This is a genomic window from Nakamurella multipartita DSM 44233 (assembly GCF_000024365.1).
Classification (GTDB): domain Bacteria; phylum Actinomycetota; class Actinomycetes; order Mycobacteriales; family Nakamurellaceae; genus Nakamurella; species Nakamurella multipartita.
Genome location: NC_013235.1, coordinates 5,415,794 through 5,430,630 on the forward strand (window position 1 = coordinate 5,415,794; position 14,837 = coordinate 5,430,630).

The following is a 14,837-nucleotide window of genomic DNA, read 5'->3' on the forward strand; positions in this document are numbered from 1 at the left end:
CATGTCCATCGACATCGACCTGTCTTTCTGGCAATACCTGCTGGTCATCGCCTTCGTCCTGGGTGTCGGATTCGTCTCCGGCCGGATCCTGGGCATTCACCGGGGATTCCTGCGGGCGACCGCCGCCGGCATCGTGGGCTCGTTCACCGGTCTGGTCCTGGCCACCGTCGTGCTCGGCAACTACATCACCGAGGACGACGAAGAGAACCTCATCCTGGCCACCTTCGGCTTCGCCCTGCTGGCCACCATGGTGCTGTCGGTGACCCTGGAGGCGGTGCTACGGCCGCGCCGGCGGGGCCGGCGGACCTCCTGGCGCACCCGCATCCGGGCGTTCGCCACCATCGGCGGGCGCCTGTTCGAGGTCACCCGGATCGCCCGCCGGCACGGGTTGGTCGGGCGCCGGTTGGTCTCCCGGTCCGCGCTGACCAGCCCCGAAGGCGGCCGGCGCATCCGCGGCTTCCTGGAGGACTGCGGCGGCGTGTTCGTCAAGTTCGGCCAGATCGCCTCCACCCGCTCCGATCTGATCCCGCCGGCGGTCATCGTCGAGCTCTCCGACCTGCAGTCCAACGTCAAGAAGGTCCCGATCGACCAGATCCGGGCGGCCATCGAGTCCGAGCTGGCCGAGCCGGTGGGTCAGGTGTTCGCCGAGTTCTCCGACGAGCCACTGGCCGCGGCCTCGATCGGACAGACGCACACGGCGGTGCTGCCGGACGGGCGGCGCGTGGTGGTCAAGGTCCGCCGGCCCGAGGTCGAGGTCGGGGTGGCCCGGGACTCGGCGGTGCTGCGCTGGGCGACCCGGCAGCTGAGCCGGCGGTCGGAGGCCGCCCGCTCCCTGGGCGTGCAGTCCATCGCCGACGAGCTGATCCGCTCGGTCGAGCAGGAACTGAACTACGTGCACGAGGCGGCCAACGCCAAGGCGCTGGGTGCGGTGCCCACCCCGGGCGTGCAGATCCCGCCGGTGATCGGCGATCTGAGCACCGAAGGGGTGCTGGTGATCGACCGGGTGGCCGGCGTGCCGGTCTCCGAGACCGCGGCAGTGGACCGCTGCGGCGTGTCCCGGCCGGTGCTGGCCGGCCGGCTGCTGTCGGCCTTCCTGAACCAGGTGATGGTCGCCGGGGTGTTCCACGCCGACCCGCACCCGGGCAACATCCTCATCGACGGCCAGGGCACCCTGTGGCTCATCGACTTCGGAGCCGTCGGCCTGATCGACCCGGTGACGATGGAGTCGTTGCAGCTGATGGTGGGCGGCCTGGCCACCCACCAGCCGGCGCTGATCGCCCGCGGCCTGCGGTCGATGTCCGGGGCGGCCGGCGAGGCGATCGACAGCCAGGCGCTGGAGACCGAGCTGAGCCGGCTGCTGTCCGAGCAGATGCACGCCGGCGGGTTCGACCCGCGCAGCCTGCAGCAGATCATCGGCGTGATGCGCACCCACGACCTGCCGGTGCCCTCGACGTTGACCCTGCTGGCCCGGGCCCTGCTCACGCTGGAGGGCACCCTGCGGGTGCTGGACCCGCACATGGACCTGGCCGTGGCCGCGACGACCGAGCTGGGGGCCACGGTCGACAACCGGTCGGCCGAGCCCAAGCAGATCCTGCAGAAGGAGCTGATGCGCAACCTGCCCTCGTTCCGGGCCCTGCCCGGGTTGACCGAGGACGTCGCCCTGCAGCTGCGGGCCGGCCGGGTCCGGGTGCACGTCGAGGCCTTCACCGGCGAGAGCCGCACCCATCTGACCGGCTGGATCGACCAGGTGCTGTTCGCCGTGGTGGCCGCGGTCGGCCTGCTGGCCTCCACCCTGATGCTGGTCGGCGTCGCCGTGGCCGGACCCGACCGGGAGACGGCCACGCTCACCGCGGTCGGCTACATCGGGCTGATCATCTCGTCGGTGATGCTGATGCGGGTGGTCGCGCAGATCCTGCGCCGGGACGGCGAGCACGAGCGCTGACCCCGGCCGGTCACACCACCGGCGTGCGCACCGATCCGACGCCCTGCACGGCCACGGTGACGCTGTCCCCCGGCCGCAGGTACCGGGGCGGGGTGCGCTTGAAGCCGACCCCGTCCGGGGTGCCGGTGGCGATCACGTCACCGGGGTTCAGGGTCATCACCTCCGACAGGTAGGCCAGCAGCTCGCCGACGCCGAAGACCATGTCGGCCGTGCTGCCGTCCTGCATGATCTCCCCGTTCACCACGGTGGTCAGCCGCCAGCCTGTCCCCGGGTCGCCGGCCTGGTCGGCCGTGGTGATCGGCGAGATCGGGCCGCTGACGTCGGCGTTCTTGCCCACCGTCCACAGCCGGGAATGCAGCTGATGGGTCCGGGCGGACAGATCGTTGAACGCGGCGTAGCCGAACACGCCGGCCAACGCCTCCTGCGCCGAGGCCCCCTTGAGCGGGCGGCCGACCACGGCGGCCAGCTCCACCTCCCAGTCCCAGCCGGGCTCGCCCGGCGGGACCGGCGCCGGCGTCCCGTCGGTGACCAGGGACGCGGTCCAACGGCCGAAGATCGCCGGATGCTCGGGCAGCTTCATCCCGGCCTCGTCGGCGTGCAGCCGGTAGTTCAGGCCCACGCACAGGACCCGGGCCGACGGCGGGACCGCGGGCGCCTCGACGATCTCGGCCCGCGCCCGGTCGCCGCCGGTGAGCGCGGCCGCCGCGGCCAGGGCGGCGGGCAGGTCGGCGTAGAAGTCGGTCACCTCGGCGACGTCGGCGACCGTCCCGTCGTCGAACAGCCGGGCCACTCGCACCGGACGGCCGTCGCGCACCCCGATGAACCGCATGATGGTCGTCCCTTCAGGAGGAGGCGGGCCGCCGGCGCAGCTCCGCGGTGGATTCGTGCGCACCCTCGGCGGCGATGCGCCGGCTGTCCGGGCGCAGGCCCGCGGGCACGTCGACGGGTCGGGCCACGGTGGGCGGTGCGCTCAGGTCGGGCAGCCCCGGGGCGGACACCAGGCACCGCCCGTCGAGGTCGAAGACCACGCCCCGCGGCAGCGAGTGCAGCCGGACGTCGGAGATCATCAGCGGCTGGGTGCCGGTGGCGGTGTAGGCGGTGGTCAACGCGGCCGACCCGTCCATCACGGTCACCACGCCGCGCCCCTTCACCTCGAGCCGGCCGTCCGGCCGGATAATCGCCGCGGTGTCCTCGTCCACCCCGATGCCCAGCTGGGCGGGGTTGTTGGCGACCAGCGACAGCAGCCGGCCGAACCGGTTTCGTTGGGTGAAGTGCTGGTCGACGATGGCCTGCGGCAGCAGCCCCAGCCCCTCGGACACCTGGCTCATCCGGAACTTCGGGGTGGCCCCGCCGCTGCCCAGGGAGATCATGTGGGTGGACAGGATGCTGGCCCCGGCCGAGGTGCCGGCGATCAGCGCGCCCCGGTGATGGGCGGCGGTGATCGCGGCGCCCAGCGGGGTGCCGACCACGATCGCGGCCAGCTTGACCTGGTTGCCGCCGGTCATGAACACGGCGCTGCAGCCGTCCACCGCCTCGACAAGATCGGGGGCAGCCGCCTGGGCCCGGCTCTCCGGCCGGATGCCGACCACCTCGGACACCCCGAGGGAGCTGAAGATCTGCAGGTAGGCGTGCGTGATCTCATCGCCCAGGGACGAGGCGGTGGAGATCACCACGATCCGGGCGGCGGACCCACCGGCGAGCCGGACGACCTCGCGCAGGACGGTCATCCGCCCGACCTTGTCCTCGGCCCCACCGATGGGCATCACGATGCCGCGAACAGGACCGGCCGCCGGGGCGGCCGCGGAGGCGGCAGTCACCCGGGTCACGGTAGTGCAGAGCCTCGTCGCGGCCCCGCGGGACCGCTCGGTCGGCCGGGCGGGGCCGGGTACCCGACCTCGTGGGGGCTCAAACGGAAAGCATCGGAAGATTCGTCACAGCAGGTGACTTAGCAATCAAACCGCCGCCGTTGCTAACGTCGACGACGGGTCAAGGGGGATCCCCGCTCCATTCGCCGGGACGCGCCTTTCGCGCTCACGCACTCGCCCGCCTCGTTCATTGTTCGATGCCGGGTCGCCCATTGTCGGGTCGGGCACCAGCTTTTCCGCGTGAATTCCCGCCGTCGAGCGAGCCGCCGTCCGAGTACCACCGTCCGAGCACCACCGTGTTCGAGCACCACCGAGAAGGAGTACCGATGACCACGTACGCCGAAGCGACCGACAAGACCGTCGAGACCTGGAAGAGCAGCGCGAAGGCCATGTCCGAGCGCATGGAGTCCCTGGTGACCATGCCGTCGCTGGACTTCGTCGAGCCGGTCGAGCGCTACTTCGACTACCTGCAGCGGGCCGTCGACCTCAACCGCGAGCTGCTCACCCGCTGGGCCGAGCTGGCCAGCCAGATGTCGGGCACCCTGCGCGACGAGGCGATCAAGGCCGGGCATGCGCTCGAGGAGCGGGTCGAGGATGCGGCCGACAAGGCCGGCGAGCTGGCCTACAAGGGCAAGGAGCTGGCCGACAAGACCGTCGACGAGGCGGGCAAGGCCTTCGACAAGGCGACCGACGTCGCCGAGGACGTGGCCGACGACGCCGCGAACACCGCCAAGAAGGCCACCGACGAGGCGACCGACACCGCCGAGGATCTGGCCGACGACGCCGCCGACACCGCGCAGAAGGCGACCAGCAGCACCCGGTCTCGCCGCCGCACCTCCTGATCGAACGCCGATCCGGTCCAGGTTCGGCGTGATCGCCGGCTGCGCCTGACCGATCCTCGGGTCGGTCAGGCGCGGCCGGCTCCGGCGGCCGCAGGCCGTCCGAGAGCCACCGTGGCCCCGAGCTCTTCGTCCCGGACGATCTGAGGGGCCAGCCCCGCCGCGGTGAAAGCCGTGGTGATCAGAGGGATCTGGCTGGTCCCGACCTCCACCAGCAGGACGCCGTCCGGGGCCAGCCAGGCCACGGCACCGGCAATGACCCGGCGCAGCACGCGCGTGCCGTCCGGCCCGCCGTCCAGGGCGATCCCGGGTTCGTGGTCCCGAGCCTCCGGCGGCATCAACGCGATAGCTGCGGTGGGCACGTAGGGCGCGTTGGCGACGAGCACATCGACGGCGCCGCGCAGCCGGCCGGGCAGCGCCGCGAACAGATCGCCCGCGTACACCGCGGCGCCGATCGGGGCCAGGTTGGACCGGGCGCAGCCCACCGCCACCGGATCGATGTCCGCAGCGTGCAGCCGGACCCCGGGCACGGCCGCGGCGATGGCCAGCCCGATCGCGCCGCAGCCGCAGCACAGCTCGACCACCAGCGGCTCCGGCCGTCCGGCCAGGTGCCCCACGGCCGCCCGCACGAGCAGCCGGCTGCGCTGCCGCGGCACGAAAACCCCGTCGGTCACGGCGATTCGCAGCCCGTCGAACTCGACCCAGCCGACCAGGTACTCCAGCGGGGTGCCCGCGACCCGGGCCCGGACCAGTCGAGCCAGCTCCGCCGGGCCGTCCGCCGCCGCCAGCAGCAGCTGCGCCTCCTGCTCGGCGAACACGCAGCCGGCGCCGCGCAGCGCCGCCACCACCCCGGCCGGGGGGATCGAGCCGGCGGAACCCGGCTCGGCCGATGACTCCATGCCACCGATCTTCACCCATCCGGACCCGGACGGGTTGTTCGTCCCGTCACGGCGGCGGGACGATCATGGATCACTGGCCCAGCGAACCGCCATCTGGTTGCATCGACGGGGGCACGCCGGCCGGCGGGCCGCGCGCACGGCAGGCGGGGGTCGCAATCCGATGATGGGTACCTGGGTCCACGAGAGCAGCCCGACGGGACGGGCCGCCCAGCGGCTGCGCGACGCCGGCCCGGTGGTCCGATGAAGGCCCTCGTGGTCGGTGGCGCCGGTTACATCGGCTCCGTCGTCACCCGCCTGCTGCTCGCCCAAGGCCACGACGTCACCGTCCTGGACGACTGCTCCACCGGCCACGCCGACTCCGTCCCCACCGGCGTCCCCTTCCACCAGATCGACATCACCGCCGCCGGCACCGTCCTGGCCGCGGACCGCTACGACGCCGTCCTGCACTTCGCCGCCAAGTCCCTGGTCGGCGAATCCGTCGCCCGGCCCGCCCCCTACTGGCACACCAACGTCGGCGGCACCCGCGCCCTGCTCGACGCCATCACCGAACACCACGTGCCCACCCTCGTCTTCTCCTCCACCGCCGCCACCTACGGCGAACCCGACACCATCCCCATCACCGAAACCGCACCCACCCGCCCCGGCAACACCTACGGCGCCACCAAACTCGCGGTCGACATGATGATCACCAACCAGACCACCGCCAGCCCCCTGGCCGCCGTCTCCCTGCGTTACTTCAACGTCGCCGGCGCCGCCCTGGGCGCCGGCGAACGCCACACCACCGAAACCCACCTCATCCCCAACGCGCTGCGCGCCATCACCGACACCGGCTCCAGCGGCCCGATGACCATCTACGGCACCGACTGGCCCACCCCCGACGGCACCCCCATCCGCGACTACGTCCACGTCCTGGACCTGGCCCACGCCCACGTCCAAGCCCTCACCGCCGCCCAACCCGGCCACCACCTCATCGCCAACCTCGGCAGCGGCGACGGCTACTCCGTGCACCAGGTCCTCACCACCATCGAAACCGTCACCGGCCAGCGCGTCCCCACCACCACCGGCCCCCGGCGCGCCGGCGACCCCGCCCGACTCGTCGCCTCCAACACCCTCGCCCAAGAAAAACTCGGCTGGACCCCGCAACTCACCCTCACCCACATGATCGAAGACGCCTGGGCCTTCCATACCGACGGACGGACCATCCGGTAGTCGAATCGGCCCGGACATCGTTGTCACCCCACGCGGGCCGCACATTCCCCCGGGTGGCCCACGGGCCGCCAAATTTCCCCTCCCGGTGGACGCAGCCGGTCATCGCGGCCCCCTGAACGGCCGCGGATGGCCCGGCCGGCAGCGATTTTCGGTGACCCTGTGTTCAATTCCGCGCTGCGGCAATGTCACCCGCGATCACCCGGGCGGATTCTCGGCGCGCATGGACATTTCCCGCCCGAGTACCTTCCCGCCTCATGAATGCTTTGGTCCTGCGCAGTGCGATCGTGGCCGCCCTCGGTGGCCTGATCTTCGGATTTGACACGGCCGTGATATCAGGCACCACCGGCGCCCTGGAAACGAAATTCGGCATCGGTGGATTCATGCTCGGATTCACCGTGGCCACCGCCCTGATCGGCACCATCGTCGGCGCCGTGGGCGCGGCCCGGCCGGTCGACCGGTTCGGCCGCAAGAAGGTGCTCTACACCATCGGCGTGCTGTACGTGATCGGCGCGCTGGGCAGCGCGCTGGCCGACAGCCTGCCGATCTTCATGGTGTTCCGGTTCCTGGGCGGCATCGGGGTCGGTGCCGCGTCGGTGACGGCACCGATCTACACCGCGGAGGTCTCCCCGCCGGCGCACCGTGGGCGGCTGGTCGGCCTGGTGCAGTTCAACATCGTGCTGGGCATCCTGCTGGCCTACATGTCCAACTACGTCATCGCCCAGCTCGTCGACGCCGGGTCGGCCTGGCGCTGGATGTTCGGCGTGATGGCGGTGCCCGCGGCGATCTTCCTGGCCCTGCTGGTGACGGTGCCGGAGAGCCCGCGGTGGCTGATGTCGGTCGGCCGCACCGACGAGGGCGTGGCCAACATCCGCCGGCTGACCTCCAGCGACGCCGAGGCCCGGTTCGAGATCGACGAGGTCACCGAGTCGTTGCGGGCGGCCCAGAGCCTGCCCAAGGTCAAGTTCTTCGTCCGCGAGCACCGCAAGGTCATCCTGCTGGCCTTCGCCATCGCCGCGTTCAACCAGCTGTCCGGGATCAACGCGGTGCTCTACTACGCGCCCGAGGTGTTCCGGATGGCCGGCGCGGGCGAGAACGCGGCGTTCCTGGAAAGCGTCGCCGTCGGCGGGGTCAACCTGATCGCGACGATGGCCGCCCTGACCGTCATCGACAAGCTGGGCCGGCGCCGGCTGATGCTGGTCGGCTCGATCGGCTACCTGATCAGCCTGGGTGGGCTGGCCCTGATCTTCTACGTCTACAGCGGCAACTTCAGCGGGTTCTCCAGCGTGCTGGTGCTCGTCGGCCTGATGGTGTTCATCGCCGCGCACGCCTTCGGTCAGGGCGCGGTGATCTGGGTCTTCATCTCCGAGATCTTCCCCAACCGGATCCGCGGCCGCGGCCAGTCGTTCGGCAGCCTGACCCACTGGGTGTTCGCGGCGATCGTGTCCTGGAGCTTCCCGGGCATCGCCGGCGCGCTGGGCGGCGGCACCGCCTTCCTGCTGTTCGGGATCTGCATGATCGGCCAGCTGATCTGGGTGATCAAGGTGATGCCCGAGACCAAGGGCGTCCCGCTGGAGGAGATGGAAAAGCAGCTGGGTGTGGCCTACGACCCGAACGAGCGCCCGCCGAGCCGCCCCGTCGCCGGTCACTGACACCGGTCGCCGGTCACCGGTCCGCGACGACCGACTGACACCGGGCGAGCACGCCCGGGCCGCTCAGCCGGAGCGGGCTTCGGTCAGGTGCTCGCGGACCACGGCCGCCACCCGCTCGGGCGAGGTGGCGGCCGGGAACACCGCGACCATGATGTCGGGCGCCGACCCGGCCGCGCCGGCCGTCGGGCCCACCCCGAACAGGGCGCGCACCTCGTCGAGGGCGGCGGTCAGCTCCTGCTCGTCCACCGGGTCGGGTGAGCGCAGCAGCCGGCGCAGCTCGTAGTTGTGGGTGGCCGTCACCACGGCCGCGAACCGGATCGCGATCAGCGGCGGCTCGTGCGGCAGGCGCCGCCGCAGGTGGCTGGCGAACAGCCGCTCGTACCGGCTGATGGTGACCAGCTCGCGGTCCCGCAGCTCCGGCGTCTGCCGCACCACCCGGTCCCGCAGTTGCACGATCGGCAGCCGGTCCCGGAAGCGCCGGAAGACCATGGTCGCGGCCTCGCAGACGGCCCAGTACGGGTCGCCGTGGTCCCGGGCCAGGAACTCGCCGATGGCGTCCAGCAGCTCGTCGTGATCGGCGAAGATGACGTCGTCCTTGGACCGGAACTGCCGGAAGAACGTGCTGCGCGAGACGCCGGCCGCCTCGGCGATGGCCGTGGCCGAGGTGGCCTGGAAGCCCTGCTCGGCGAACATCCGGACGGCGACATCGGCCACGCTCACCCGGGGCAGGGCCGCCGCTCGCCCGGCCGGCGGTTCGCCCGCGGTGGTCTCCATCCGCCTACGGTACTGGCCCTGACACTCGGTCTCACCCGGGGCTGGTCCGCCGCAGCAGGATCCGGGTCGCCGGGATCATCGCCAGCCAGCAGATTCCGGCCGCCAGCAAACCGAAGAAGGCGGCGCCGATGGCCACCACGAAGACTCCCAGCGTGGTCAGCGAGCCGACGGTGAAGCCGTGCACGCGGGCCGGGTCCAGCCCGGCCACCAGCAGCCCGTGACTGCGCGCGTACAGCCACATCGCCACGATGGACAGGCTGGTCACCGCCAGCGCCGCGGCGTAGAACACCACCTCCAGATGGTGCTCGTCCTGCACGGCGCCGAGGACTGACGTCGGGAACGGCATGAAGGTGACCGTCAGCAGGCACAGCAGGTTGAGCCAGAGCAACCCGCCGTCGAACTTGTCGATCATCCGGTACATCCGGTGGTGGGCCATCCAGAACTGCCCGATGACCAGGAAACTGATCAGGAAGCTGAGGACGTGCGGCCAAAGTTCGCCGAGCACGTGCGTCAGGTGCTCGTCCGGTTCGGGCGTTTCGAACTCGGCCGTGAGCGGCAGCACCAGCAGGGTGATGACGATCGCGAACACCGCATCGCTGAAGAAGACGATCCGCTCGAAACCGAGGGAGAGCTCCCCGCTGGGTTCGGACACGGAAGCCTCCCGCTGACCTGACTGCCCGACGTCACCGCGCGTCGTCACCGCGCGTCGTCACCGCACGTCGTCACCGCGCGTCATTGTGGCATCACTGCGGAACGAGCGCGCCGGCAGACGTGCCGAGCACGGTTTGCCCGCCGTCCTCGGCTACCGTGGTCGCATCCGAACGTCGGGCGGAATCTTGAGCCGCAGCGTCCCCGATGGTGAAAGGGCAGGCGAGACTCCCGCAATGGCCGACCCACGACCCGGCTCCCACATGGTCGAGCTGATTCGTTCAACCGTCCCGCCGATCCATCCCGGCGGTCGACCCATCGTCCTGGGCGCGGCGGCCGCCACGCTCGGGGCCCGCGTCCTGCTGCGCACCCTCGGACTGCGCCGGGCCGGCCGGGTGGTCACCACCGCCGGCCTGGCCGCCACCGCAGCGTCGGCCGCGTTCTTCCGGGCGCCGGCTCGGGTCCGGCCGGTCGGCCCCGGCCTGGTCGTCGCCCCCGCGGACGGCCTGGTCAGCCTGATCACCGAGGCGGCCCCGCCGCCGGAGCTGGGGCTACCGACCACCCCCCTGGTCCGGGTGTCGATCTTCCTGTCGGTATTCGACGTGCACATCCAGCGGGTCCCGGTCGACGGGGTGATCCGCGCGGTCGCCTACCGCCCCGGCAAGTTCCTCTCGGCCGACCTGGACAAGGCCTCGGAGGACAACGAGCGCAACTCGCTGCTGATCGACTCGTCGGTGGGCGTGCCGGTCGTGGTCACCCAGATCGCCGGGCTGGTGGCCCGACGCATCGTCTGCGACGTCCGGGCCGGCCAGGCGGTCAGCACCGGCGAGACCTACGGGCTGATCCGGTTCGGCTCCCGGCTGGACACCTACCTGCCGCCCGGCACCCGGCCGCTGGTGCAGCTGGGCCAGCGGGCGGTCGGCGGGGAGACCGTGCTGGCCGACCTGGCCGGAACCGGCTGATGGGCGGGGTCCCGGTGGTGCGGTTCCTGCCCAACGCCATCACCGTGCTGGCGCTGTGCGCCGGCTTGACCTCGGTGGCGTTCGCGATGAACGGGCAGTGGCGGCTAGCCGTCGGGGCGATCGGGGCGGCCGCCGTCCTGGACTCGCTAGACGGGCCGGCCGCGCGCTGGCTGCAGTCGCAGAGCCGGGTCGGCGCCGAGCTGGACTCGCTCTCGGACTGCATCTCCTTCGGGGTCGCCCCGGCCCTGGTGATGTACGTCTGGCTGCTGCGGGACGAGGGCCGCGGTTACGGCTGGGTGGTGTGCCTGCTGTTCGCGGTGTGCGCCGCGCTGCGGCTGGCCCGGTTCAACTCCTTGCTCGACGACGAACCCAAACCCTGGGCGAAGGGCTTCTTCACCGGGGTGCCCACGCCGGCCGGCGGCCTGATGGTCACCGCGCCGCTGCTGCTGACCAACCGGCTGGGCACGGACGGTCCGTGGGCGGCGCCCTGGGCGGTGGCGCTGTGGATCGTGTTCATCGGCCTGCTCATGGTGTCCCGGGTGCCGACCATCGCGCTCAAGTCGGTGCGGCTACCCGCGCAGCTGATCGTGCCGATGCTGATCCTGCTGGTCCTGGGCGTCGCGCTGCTGGTCTACGAGCCCGAGCTGGTCACCGTCGTCGGCATGGTCGTCTACCTGCTGCACATCCCGTACGCGATCTGGAAATACAACCACCTCAAGAATCACCCGGAGCTGTGGCGCACGGCCGGGCGGCGGCCGCGGCGGTCCAGCCGTCGGGTCCGGCTGCGGATCCCGCGGCGGCAGCGGGTGGCCGGTCGCCTGCCCGACGGATCGCCCGCGCCCTACCGTCGGGGGGTCGGGGCGGGACGGCGCCCGCGCAGCGCCTGGCGCCGCGAACCCTGATCCTTGCCCGACCCATGACCGGTCCGGCGCGCACGTCGGGCCGGAGCCGTTCGGCCCCGTGGGTTCAGACCTCGAAGCCCAGGCGGCGGGCCGAGCGGGTCTTCTGCCGGCTGGTCCGCAGCCGGCGCAGCCGCCGGACCAGCAGCGGGTCCTCGGCCAGCGCGGCCGGGTTGTCGATGATCTCGTTGAGCACCTGGTAGTAGCGGGTCGGAGACAGGTCGAACCGCTCCTTGATCGCCTGCTCCTTGGCCCCGGCGTACTGCCACCACTGCCGTTCGAAGGCCAGGATGTCCCGGTCGCGGCGGCCCAGCTCGGCTCCGGCGCTCGGGTCCCGGTCGCCGCTCGGCTGCGGCGCGGCAGCGGTATCCACGTCGGGTCCTCCCGGATCGGCGCTGCGTCGACGCGACGGTCGACACCCCGGTCGACACGAACGTCTCCACAGACAGCTACACAGTCATGACGGCAGCCGAAACACCCGGCGGCCGATGGCGTGCTCATTTCAACACGGTGAGCGGCGCCGCCCGGGTTGCCGCGTGGGCGTGTCCGCGATCAGCCCGTCGGGGTGGCCCCGGCGGCGGTGGGTGAGGCCGCCGTGGTGGCTGCCCCGGCGCTCGGGCTGGGCGTCGGCGTGCTCGACGTGGCCGGCGCCGACGAGCCGGTGGTCGCCCCGGTCGAGCCGGGGGCCGACGTGCTGCCGGGGGCGCTGGTCTCGGTCACCGTGGCGGTGCTGGTCGCCTCGGTCGTCACCGTCACGGCCGCTGTCGGGTCGGTCGGGTCGGTCGAGTCGGTGCGGTCGGTCGGCTCGGAGTCCGACCCGCCGCCGGCCGGCGTCCCGCCCAGCACGGACAGTCCACCGGAGGATCCGCCCGAGATCGGCGCGCCGGTGACGGCCTCGACCACGGTGACGGCGCCGAGCGCGCCGGCGAACACCAGCACCGAGGTCGCCAGGCCGACCAGCACCCAGCGCAGCCGGCCGGGCCGGGCCGGGCGGCGCTCCTTCGGGACGGGCGCCGGGCTCGCGGCCGGGCTCGGCCGGGTGAGCCGGGCGGGCTCGGGCGCGACGGCGGTGAGCAGCACGGTGTCGGCCGCGTCGGGCGCGCGCACGTGCTGCACGGTCAACGCGACCTTGCGCCGGGTGACCAGCAGGGAATGGCCGATCACCGCGCTGCCGACGACGGAGACCACCGAGGCGATGGCCGCCCCGATGACCGTGCCGGCCACGCCGAGCTGGGCGCCGAGGAAGGCGGCGACCACCGCCGCGGACATGCTGGCGATGACCTGGGTCGCGGACAGCGTGAGCTTGGGCGGCTCGTCCTCGTCGGTGCCGGCGATGACCGTCTCGGGGGCGCCCGGCCTGGTCGTGGGGTCGCCGCCGGGCGGGACCGGGCCGATCGGCGCCGGCCCGGCCGGGGAGAGCGGGTACGAGGGGTACGGCCGGGCCGGGGACGGGGCGGTGGCCGGCCGGGCGGCGGTCTGCCGGGCCTGGGCGATGACCTGGGTGTCCAGGACGGTGCTGCGGTCGTCGGGGCCGGGCCGGGTGGAGCGTGGTGCAGGCATGGGTATCGGTTTCGGGTCGAGGTGGCGGGTGTCGTCGCCTGGTCCGCAGGCATCATTCAAGACGCCCGCGGTCGCTCCCCCGTTGTGGGTTCGTGCGTTGCCTCACAACCACTCTCGGCTCAGGCCGGGGCCAGCCCGATCAGGGCGGGCTCACAGCTCCGGATGCCGCCGGCCGTGCCCGGTCACCGTCTCGAAGCCGCGGGCGATCGCCAGCAGCGCGCGCTCGCCCCGGTGCCGGCCGACGATCTGCAGCCCCATCGGGGTGCCCGTCGGGCTGAACCCGCCCGGCACCGAGATCGCCGGGTGACCGGTGACGGTGATGTGGCAGACCGGCCGCATCCAGCCCAGGTAGTCCGGCTGCGGCTGCCCGGCCACCACCTCCGGGTACTGCACGTCGGCCGGGAACGCGGGCAGCGGCGCCACCGGCAGCAGCAACGCGTCGAACTCCTCGAGGAACTCGCGCATCCGGTGGAACAGCACCGTGCGGTGCACCGCCGCGCGCCCGATCTGCGGGCCGGTCAGGCTGCGGCCCTGCCGCATGTTGGCCAGCAGGCTCGGCCGCACCAGGTCCGCGCCGGCGTCCAGCTCGGCCCCCAAGGTGGCCTCGAACTGCCAGGCCCGCAGCACCCGGAAGCACTCGTCGGCGCCGGAGAAGTCCGGGCAGGCCGGTTCCACCCGGGCCCCGTGGGTCTCGCAGACCGCGGCCGCGGCCCGGACCATGTCGGCCACCGGCGCCTCGACCGGGACCTGGCCGCCCAGATCGGGCGAGAAGGCGATCCGGGCCCCCACCAGCCCGCGCTCGGGGACCTGCGCGAACGCCGACCCGGGCTCCTCCAGGGAGATCGGCGAGCGGCGGTCGGGCCCGGCCAGCACGGACAGCAACCGGGCGAGGTCGTCGACGGTGCGGGCCATCGGGCCGGACACCGACAACCCGCTGTAGCCGTCGGCGGCCGGGTGGACGGGCACCCGCCCGGCGCTCGGCCGCAGCCCGACCACGTTGCAGTACCCGGCCGGCAGCCGCAGGGAGCCGCCCATGTCGTTGCCGTCGGCCAGCGGGTGCAGCCCGGCGGCCAGCGCGGCCGCCGCCCCGCCCGAGGACCCGCCGGCGGTCACGCTGCGGTCGTACGGATTGCGTGTGGTGCCGAAGACCTCGTTGAAGGTGTGCCCGCCGGCGGCGAACTCGGGGATGTTGGTCTTGCCGATGGTGACCACCCCGGCGGCGCGCAGCCGCTCGATGACCAGGTCGTCGGTGTCGGGGATCAGGTCGGCCCGCAGCCGGGAGCCGAAGGTGGTGCGGATCCCGGCCGTCAGATGGTTGTCCTTGTGCGCCATGGGCAGGCCGTGCAGGGGGCCGGCGAACCGGCCGCGGGCCGCGCCCTGGTCCAGCTCGTGGGCGCGGGCGAACGCCGATTCCGGGGTGAGCGTGATGATCGCGTTGATCGCCGGATTGACCGCCTCGATCCGGGCCAGGTGCGCAGCGAGCAACTCGCGGGCGCTGACCTGCCGGCTGCGCAGCAGGGCGAGTTGCGCCCGCGCATCGAGATAGTGCAGGTCCTGACTCATCATGGTCATCTTGCGGGACGCGTGTCGC

The 14,837-nt window shown here is 72.5% G+C and carries 14 protein-coding genes; 6 read left to right on the forward strand and 8 right to left on the reverse strand.

Features of this window, described 5'->3' with window-relative positions; all coding sequences use genetic code 11:
• Position 1: 1 nt before the first annotated feature.
• Positions 2-1,942, forward strand: coding sequence for an ABC1 kinase family protein (locus NAMU_RS24070; RefSeq protein ID WP_015749940.1), 1,941 nt, complete (start codon positions 2-4; stop codon positions 1,940-1,942).
• Between the two features lie 10 nt (positions 1,943-1,952).
• On the opposite strand, the gene NAMU_RS24075 is transcribed toward NAMU_RS24070, so the two are convergent.
• Positions 1,953-2,771 carry a fumarylacetoacetate hydrolase family protein gene (locus NAMU_RS24075; protein WP_015749941.1) on the reverse strand — a complete coding sequence of 273 codons (819 nt, stop codon included), beginning with the start codon at positions 2,769-2,771 and terminating at the stop codon, positions 1,953-1,955.
• A 13-nt stretch (positions 2,772-2,784) separates the two neighbouring features.
• Entirely contained in the window at positions 2,785-3,759 is a 975-nt protein-coding gene (locus NAMU_RS24080; protein WP_138180455.1) for a cyanophycinase, read from the reverse strand.
• A gap of 374 nt (positions 3,760-4,133) precedes the next feature.
• Between NAMU_RS24080 and NAMU_RS30160 the strand changes: the two genes are divergently transcribed.
• The gene (locus tag NAMU_RS30160; protein ID WP_015749943.1) at positions 4,134-4,649 is read left to right on the forward strand and encodes a hypothetical protein; all 516 of its coding nucleotides are present in this window, start codon (positions 4,134-4,136) and stop codon (positions 4,647-4,649) included.
• A 65-nt stretch (positions 4,650-4,714) separates the two neighbouring features.
• Here NAMU_RS30160 and NAMU_RS24090 read toward each other — a convergent pair whose 3' ends face one another.
• Entirely contained in the window at positions 4,715-5,545 is an 831-nt protein-coding gene (locus tag NAMU_RS24090) for a putative protein N(5)-glutamine methyltransferase (RefSeq protein WP_015749944.1), read from the reverse strand.
• Between the two features lie 240 nt (positions 5,546-5,785).
• Here NAMU_RS24090 and galE point away from each other — a divergent pair, with 240 nt between their 5' ends.
• Both galE and NAMU_RS24105 read left to right on the forward strand, forming a co-directional pair.
• Entirely contained in the window at positions 5,786-6,754 is a 969-nt protein-coding gene (gene galE / locus NAMU_RS24100) for a UDP-glucose 4-epimerase GalE (RefSeq protein WP_015749945.1), read from the forward strand.
• Between the two features lie 254 nt (positions 6,755-7,008).
• Entirely contained in the window at positions 7,009-8,403 is a 1,395-nt protein-coding gene (locus tag NAMU_RS24105) for a sugar porter family MFS transporter (protein WP_015749946.1), read from the forward strand.
• 63 nt (positions 8,404-8,466) lie between these two features.
• Here NAMU_RS24105 and NAMU_RS24110 read toward each other — a convergent pair whose 3' ends face one another.
• Both NAMU_RS24110 and NAMU_RS24115 read right to left on the reverse strand, forming a co-directional pair.
• Complete coding sequence (locus NAMU_RS24110; RefSeq protein ID WP_015749947.1) at positions 8,467-9,177, reverse strand: TetR/AcrR family transcriptional regulator; 711 nt, start codon at positions 9,175-9,177, stop codon at positions 8,467-8,469.
• A 31-nt stretch (positions 9,178-9,208) separates the two neighbouring features.
• Entirely contained in the window at positions 9,209-9,829 is a 621-nt protein-coding gene (locus NAMU_RS24115) for a TMEM175 family protein (protein WP_015749948.1), read from the reverse strand.
• A 232-nt stretch (positions 9,830-10,061) separates the two neighbouring features.
• On the opposite strand from NAMU_RS24115, the gene NAMU_RS24120 reads away from it, so the two are divergent.
• Positions 10,062-10,787: a phosphatidylserine decarboxylase gene (locus NAMU_RS24120; RefSeq protein WP_015749949.1), complete on the forward strand. Its 726-nt coding sequence runs from the start codon at positions 10,062-10,064 to the stop codon at positions 10,785-10,787.
• A complete protein-coding gene (locus NAMU_RS24125) occupies positions 10,787-11,689 on the forward strand; it encodes a CDP-alcohol phosphatidyltransferase family protein (protein ID WP_015749950.1) in 903 nt (300 codons plus the stop codon). Before NAMU_RS24120 ends, NAMU_RS24125 begins: the two co-directional genes overlap by 1 nt.
• Positions 11,690-11,753: 64 nt before the next feature.
• Here the strand turns inward: NAMU_RS24125 and NAMU_RS24130 are convergent, their stop codons facing one another.
• From NAMU_RS24130 to NAMU_RS24140, 3 genes are all read right to left on the reverse strand, one after another.
• Entirely contained in the window at positions 11,754-12,059 is a 306-nt protein-coding gene (locus tag NAMU_RS24130) for a DUF3263 domain-containing protein (protein WP_015749951.1), read from the reverse strand.
• A 179-nt stretch (positions 12,060-12,238) separates the two neighbouring features.
• Positions 12,239-13,246 (reverse strand): hypothetical protein, encoded by a 1,008-nt coding sequence (locus tag NAMU_RS24135; protein ID WP_015749952.1) that lies wholly within the window; start codon positions 13,244-13,246, stop codon positions 12,239-12,241.
• Between the two features lie 150 nt (positions 13,247-13,396).
• On the reverse strand, positions 13,397-14,818 hold the full coding sequence (locus tag NAMU_RS24140) for an amidase (protein ID WP_015749953.1): 1,422 nt from the start codon (positions 14,816-14,818) through the stop codon (positions 13,397-13,399).
• Positions 14,819-14,837: the final 19 nt, after the last annotated feature.

Bases quoted from the DNA above. Each gene is read 5' to 3' on its own strand.
- NAMU_RS24070 (WP_015749940.1), top strand. From the start codon at position 2: ATGTCCATCGACATCGACCTGTCTTTCTGGCAATACCTGCTGGTCATC.
- NAMU_RS24075 (WP_015749941.1), bottom strand. From the start codon at position 2,771: ATGCGGTTCATCGGGGTGCGCGACGGCCGTCCGGTGCGAGTGGCCCGG.
- NAMU_RS30160 (WP_015749943.1), top strand. From the start codon at position 4,134: ATGACCACGTACGCCGAAGCGACCGACAAGACCGTCGAGACCTGGAAG.
- NAMU_RS24090 (WP_015749944.1), bottom strand. From the start codon at position 5,545: ATGGAGTCATCGGCCGAGCCGGGTTCCGCCGGCTCGATCCCCCCGGCC.
- galE (WP_015749945.1), top strand. From the start codon at position 5,786: ATGAAGGCCCTCGTGGTCGGTGGCGCCGGTTACATCGGCTCCGTCGTC.
- NAMU_RS24105 (WP_015749946.1), top strand. From the start codon at position 7,009: ATGAATGCTTTGGTCCTGCGCAGTGCGATCGTGGCCGCCCTCGGTGGC.
- NAMU_RS24110 (WP_015749947.1), bottom strand. From the start codon at position 9,177: ATGGAGACCACCGCGGGCGAACCGCCGGCCGGGCGAGCGGCGGCCCTG.
- NAMU_RS24120 (WP_015749949.1), top strand. From the start codon at position 10,062: ATGGCCGACCCACGACCCGGCTCCCACATGGTCGAGCTGATTCGTTCA.
- NAMU_RS24125 (WP_015749950.1), top strand. From the start codon at position 10,787: ATGGGCGGGGTCCCGGTGGTGCGGTTCCTGCCCAACGCCATCACCGTG.
- NAMU_RS24135 (WP_015749952.1), bottom strand. From the start codon at position 13,246: ATGCCTGCACCACGCTCCACCCGGCCCGGCCCCGACGACCGCAGCACC.
- NAMU_RS24140 (WP_015749953.1), bottom strand. From the start codon at position 14,818: ATGACCATGATGAGTCAGGACCTGCACTATCTCGATGCGCGGGCGCAA.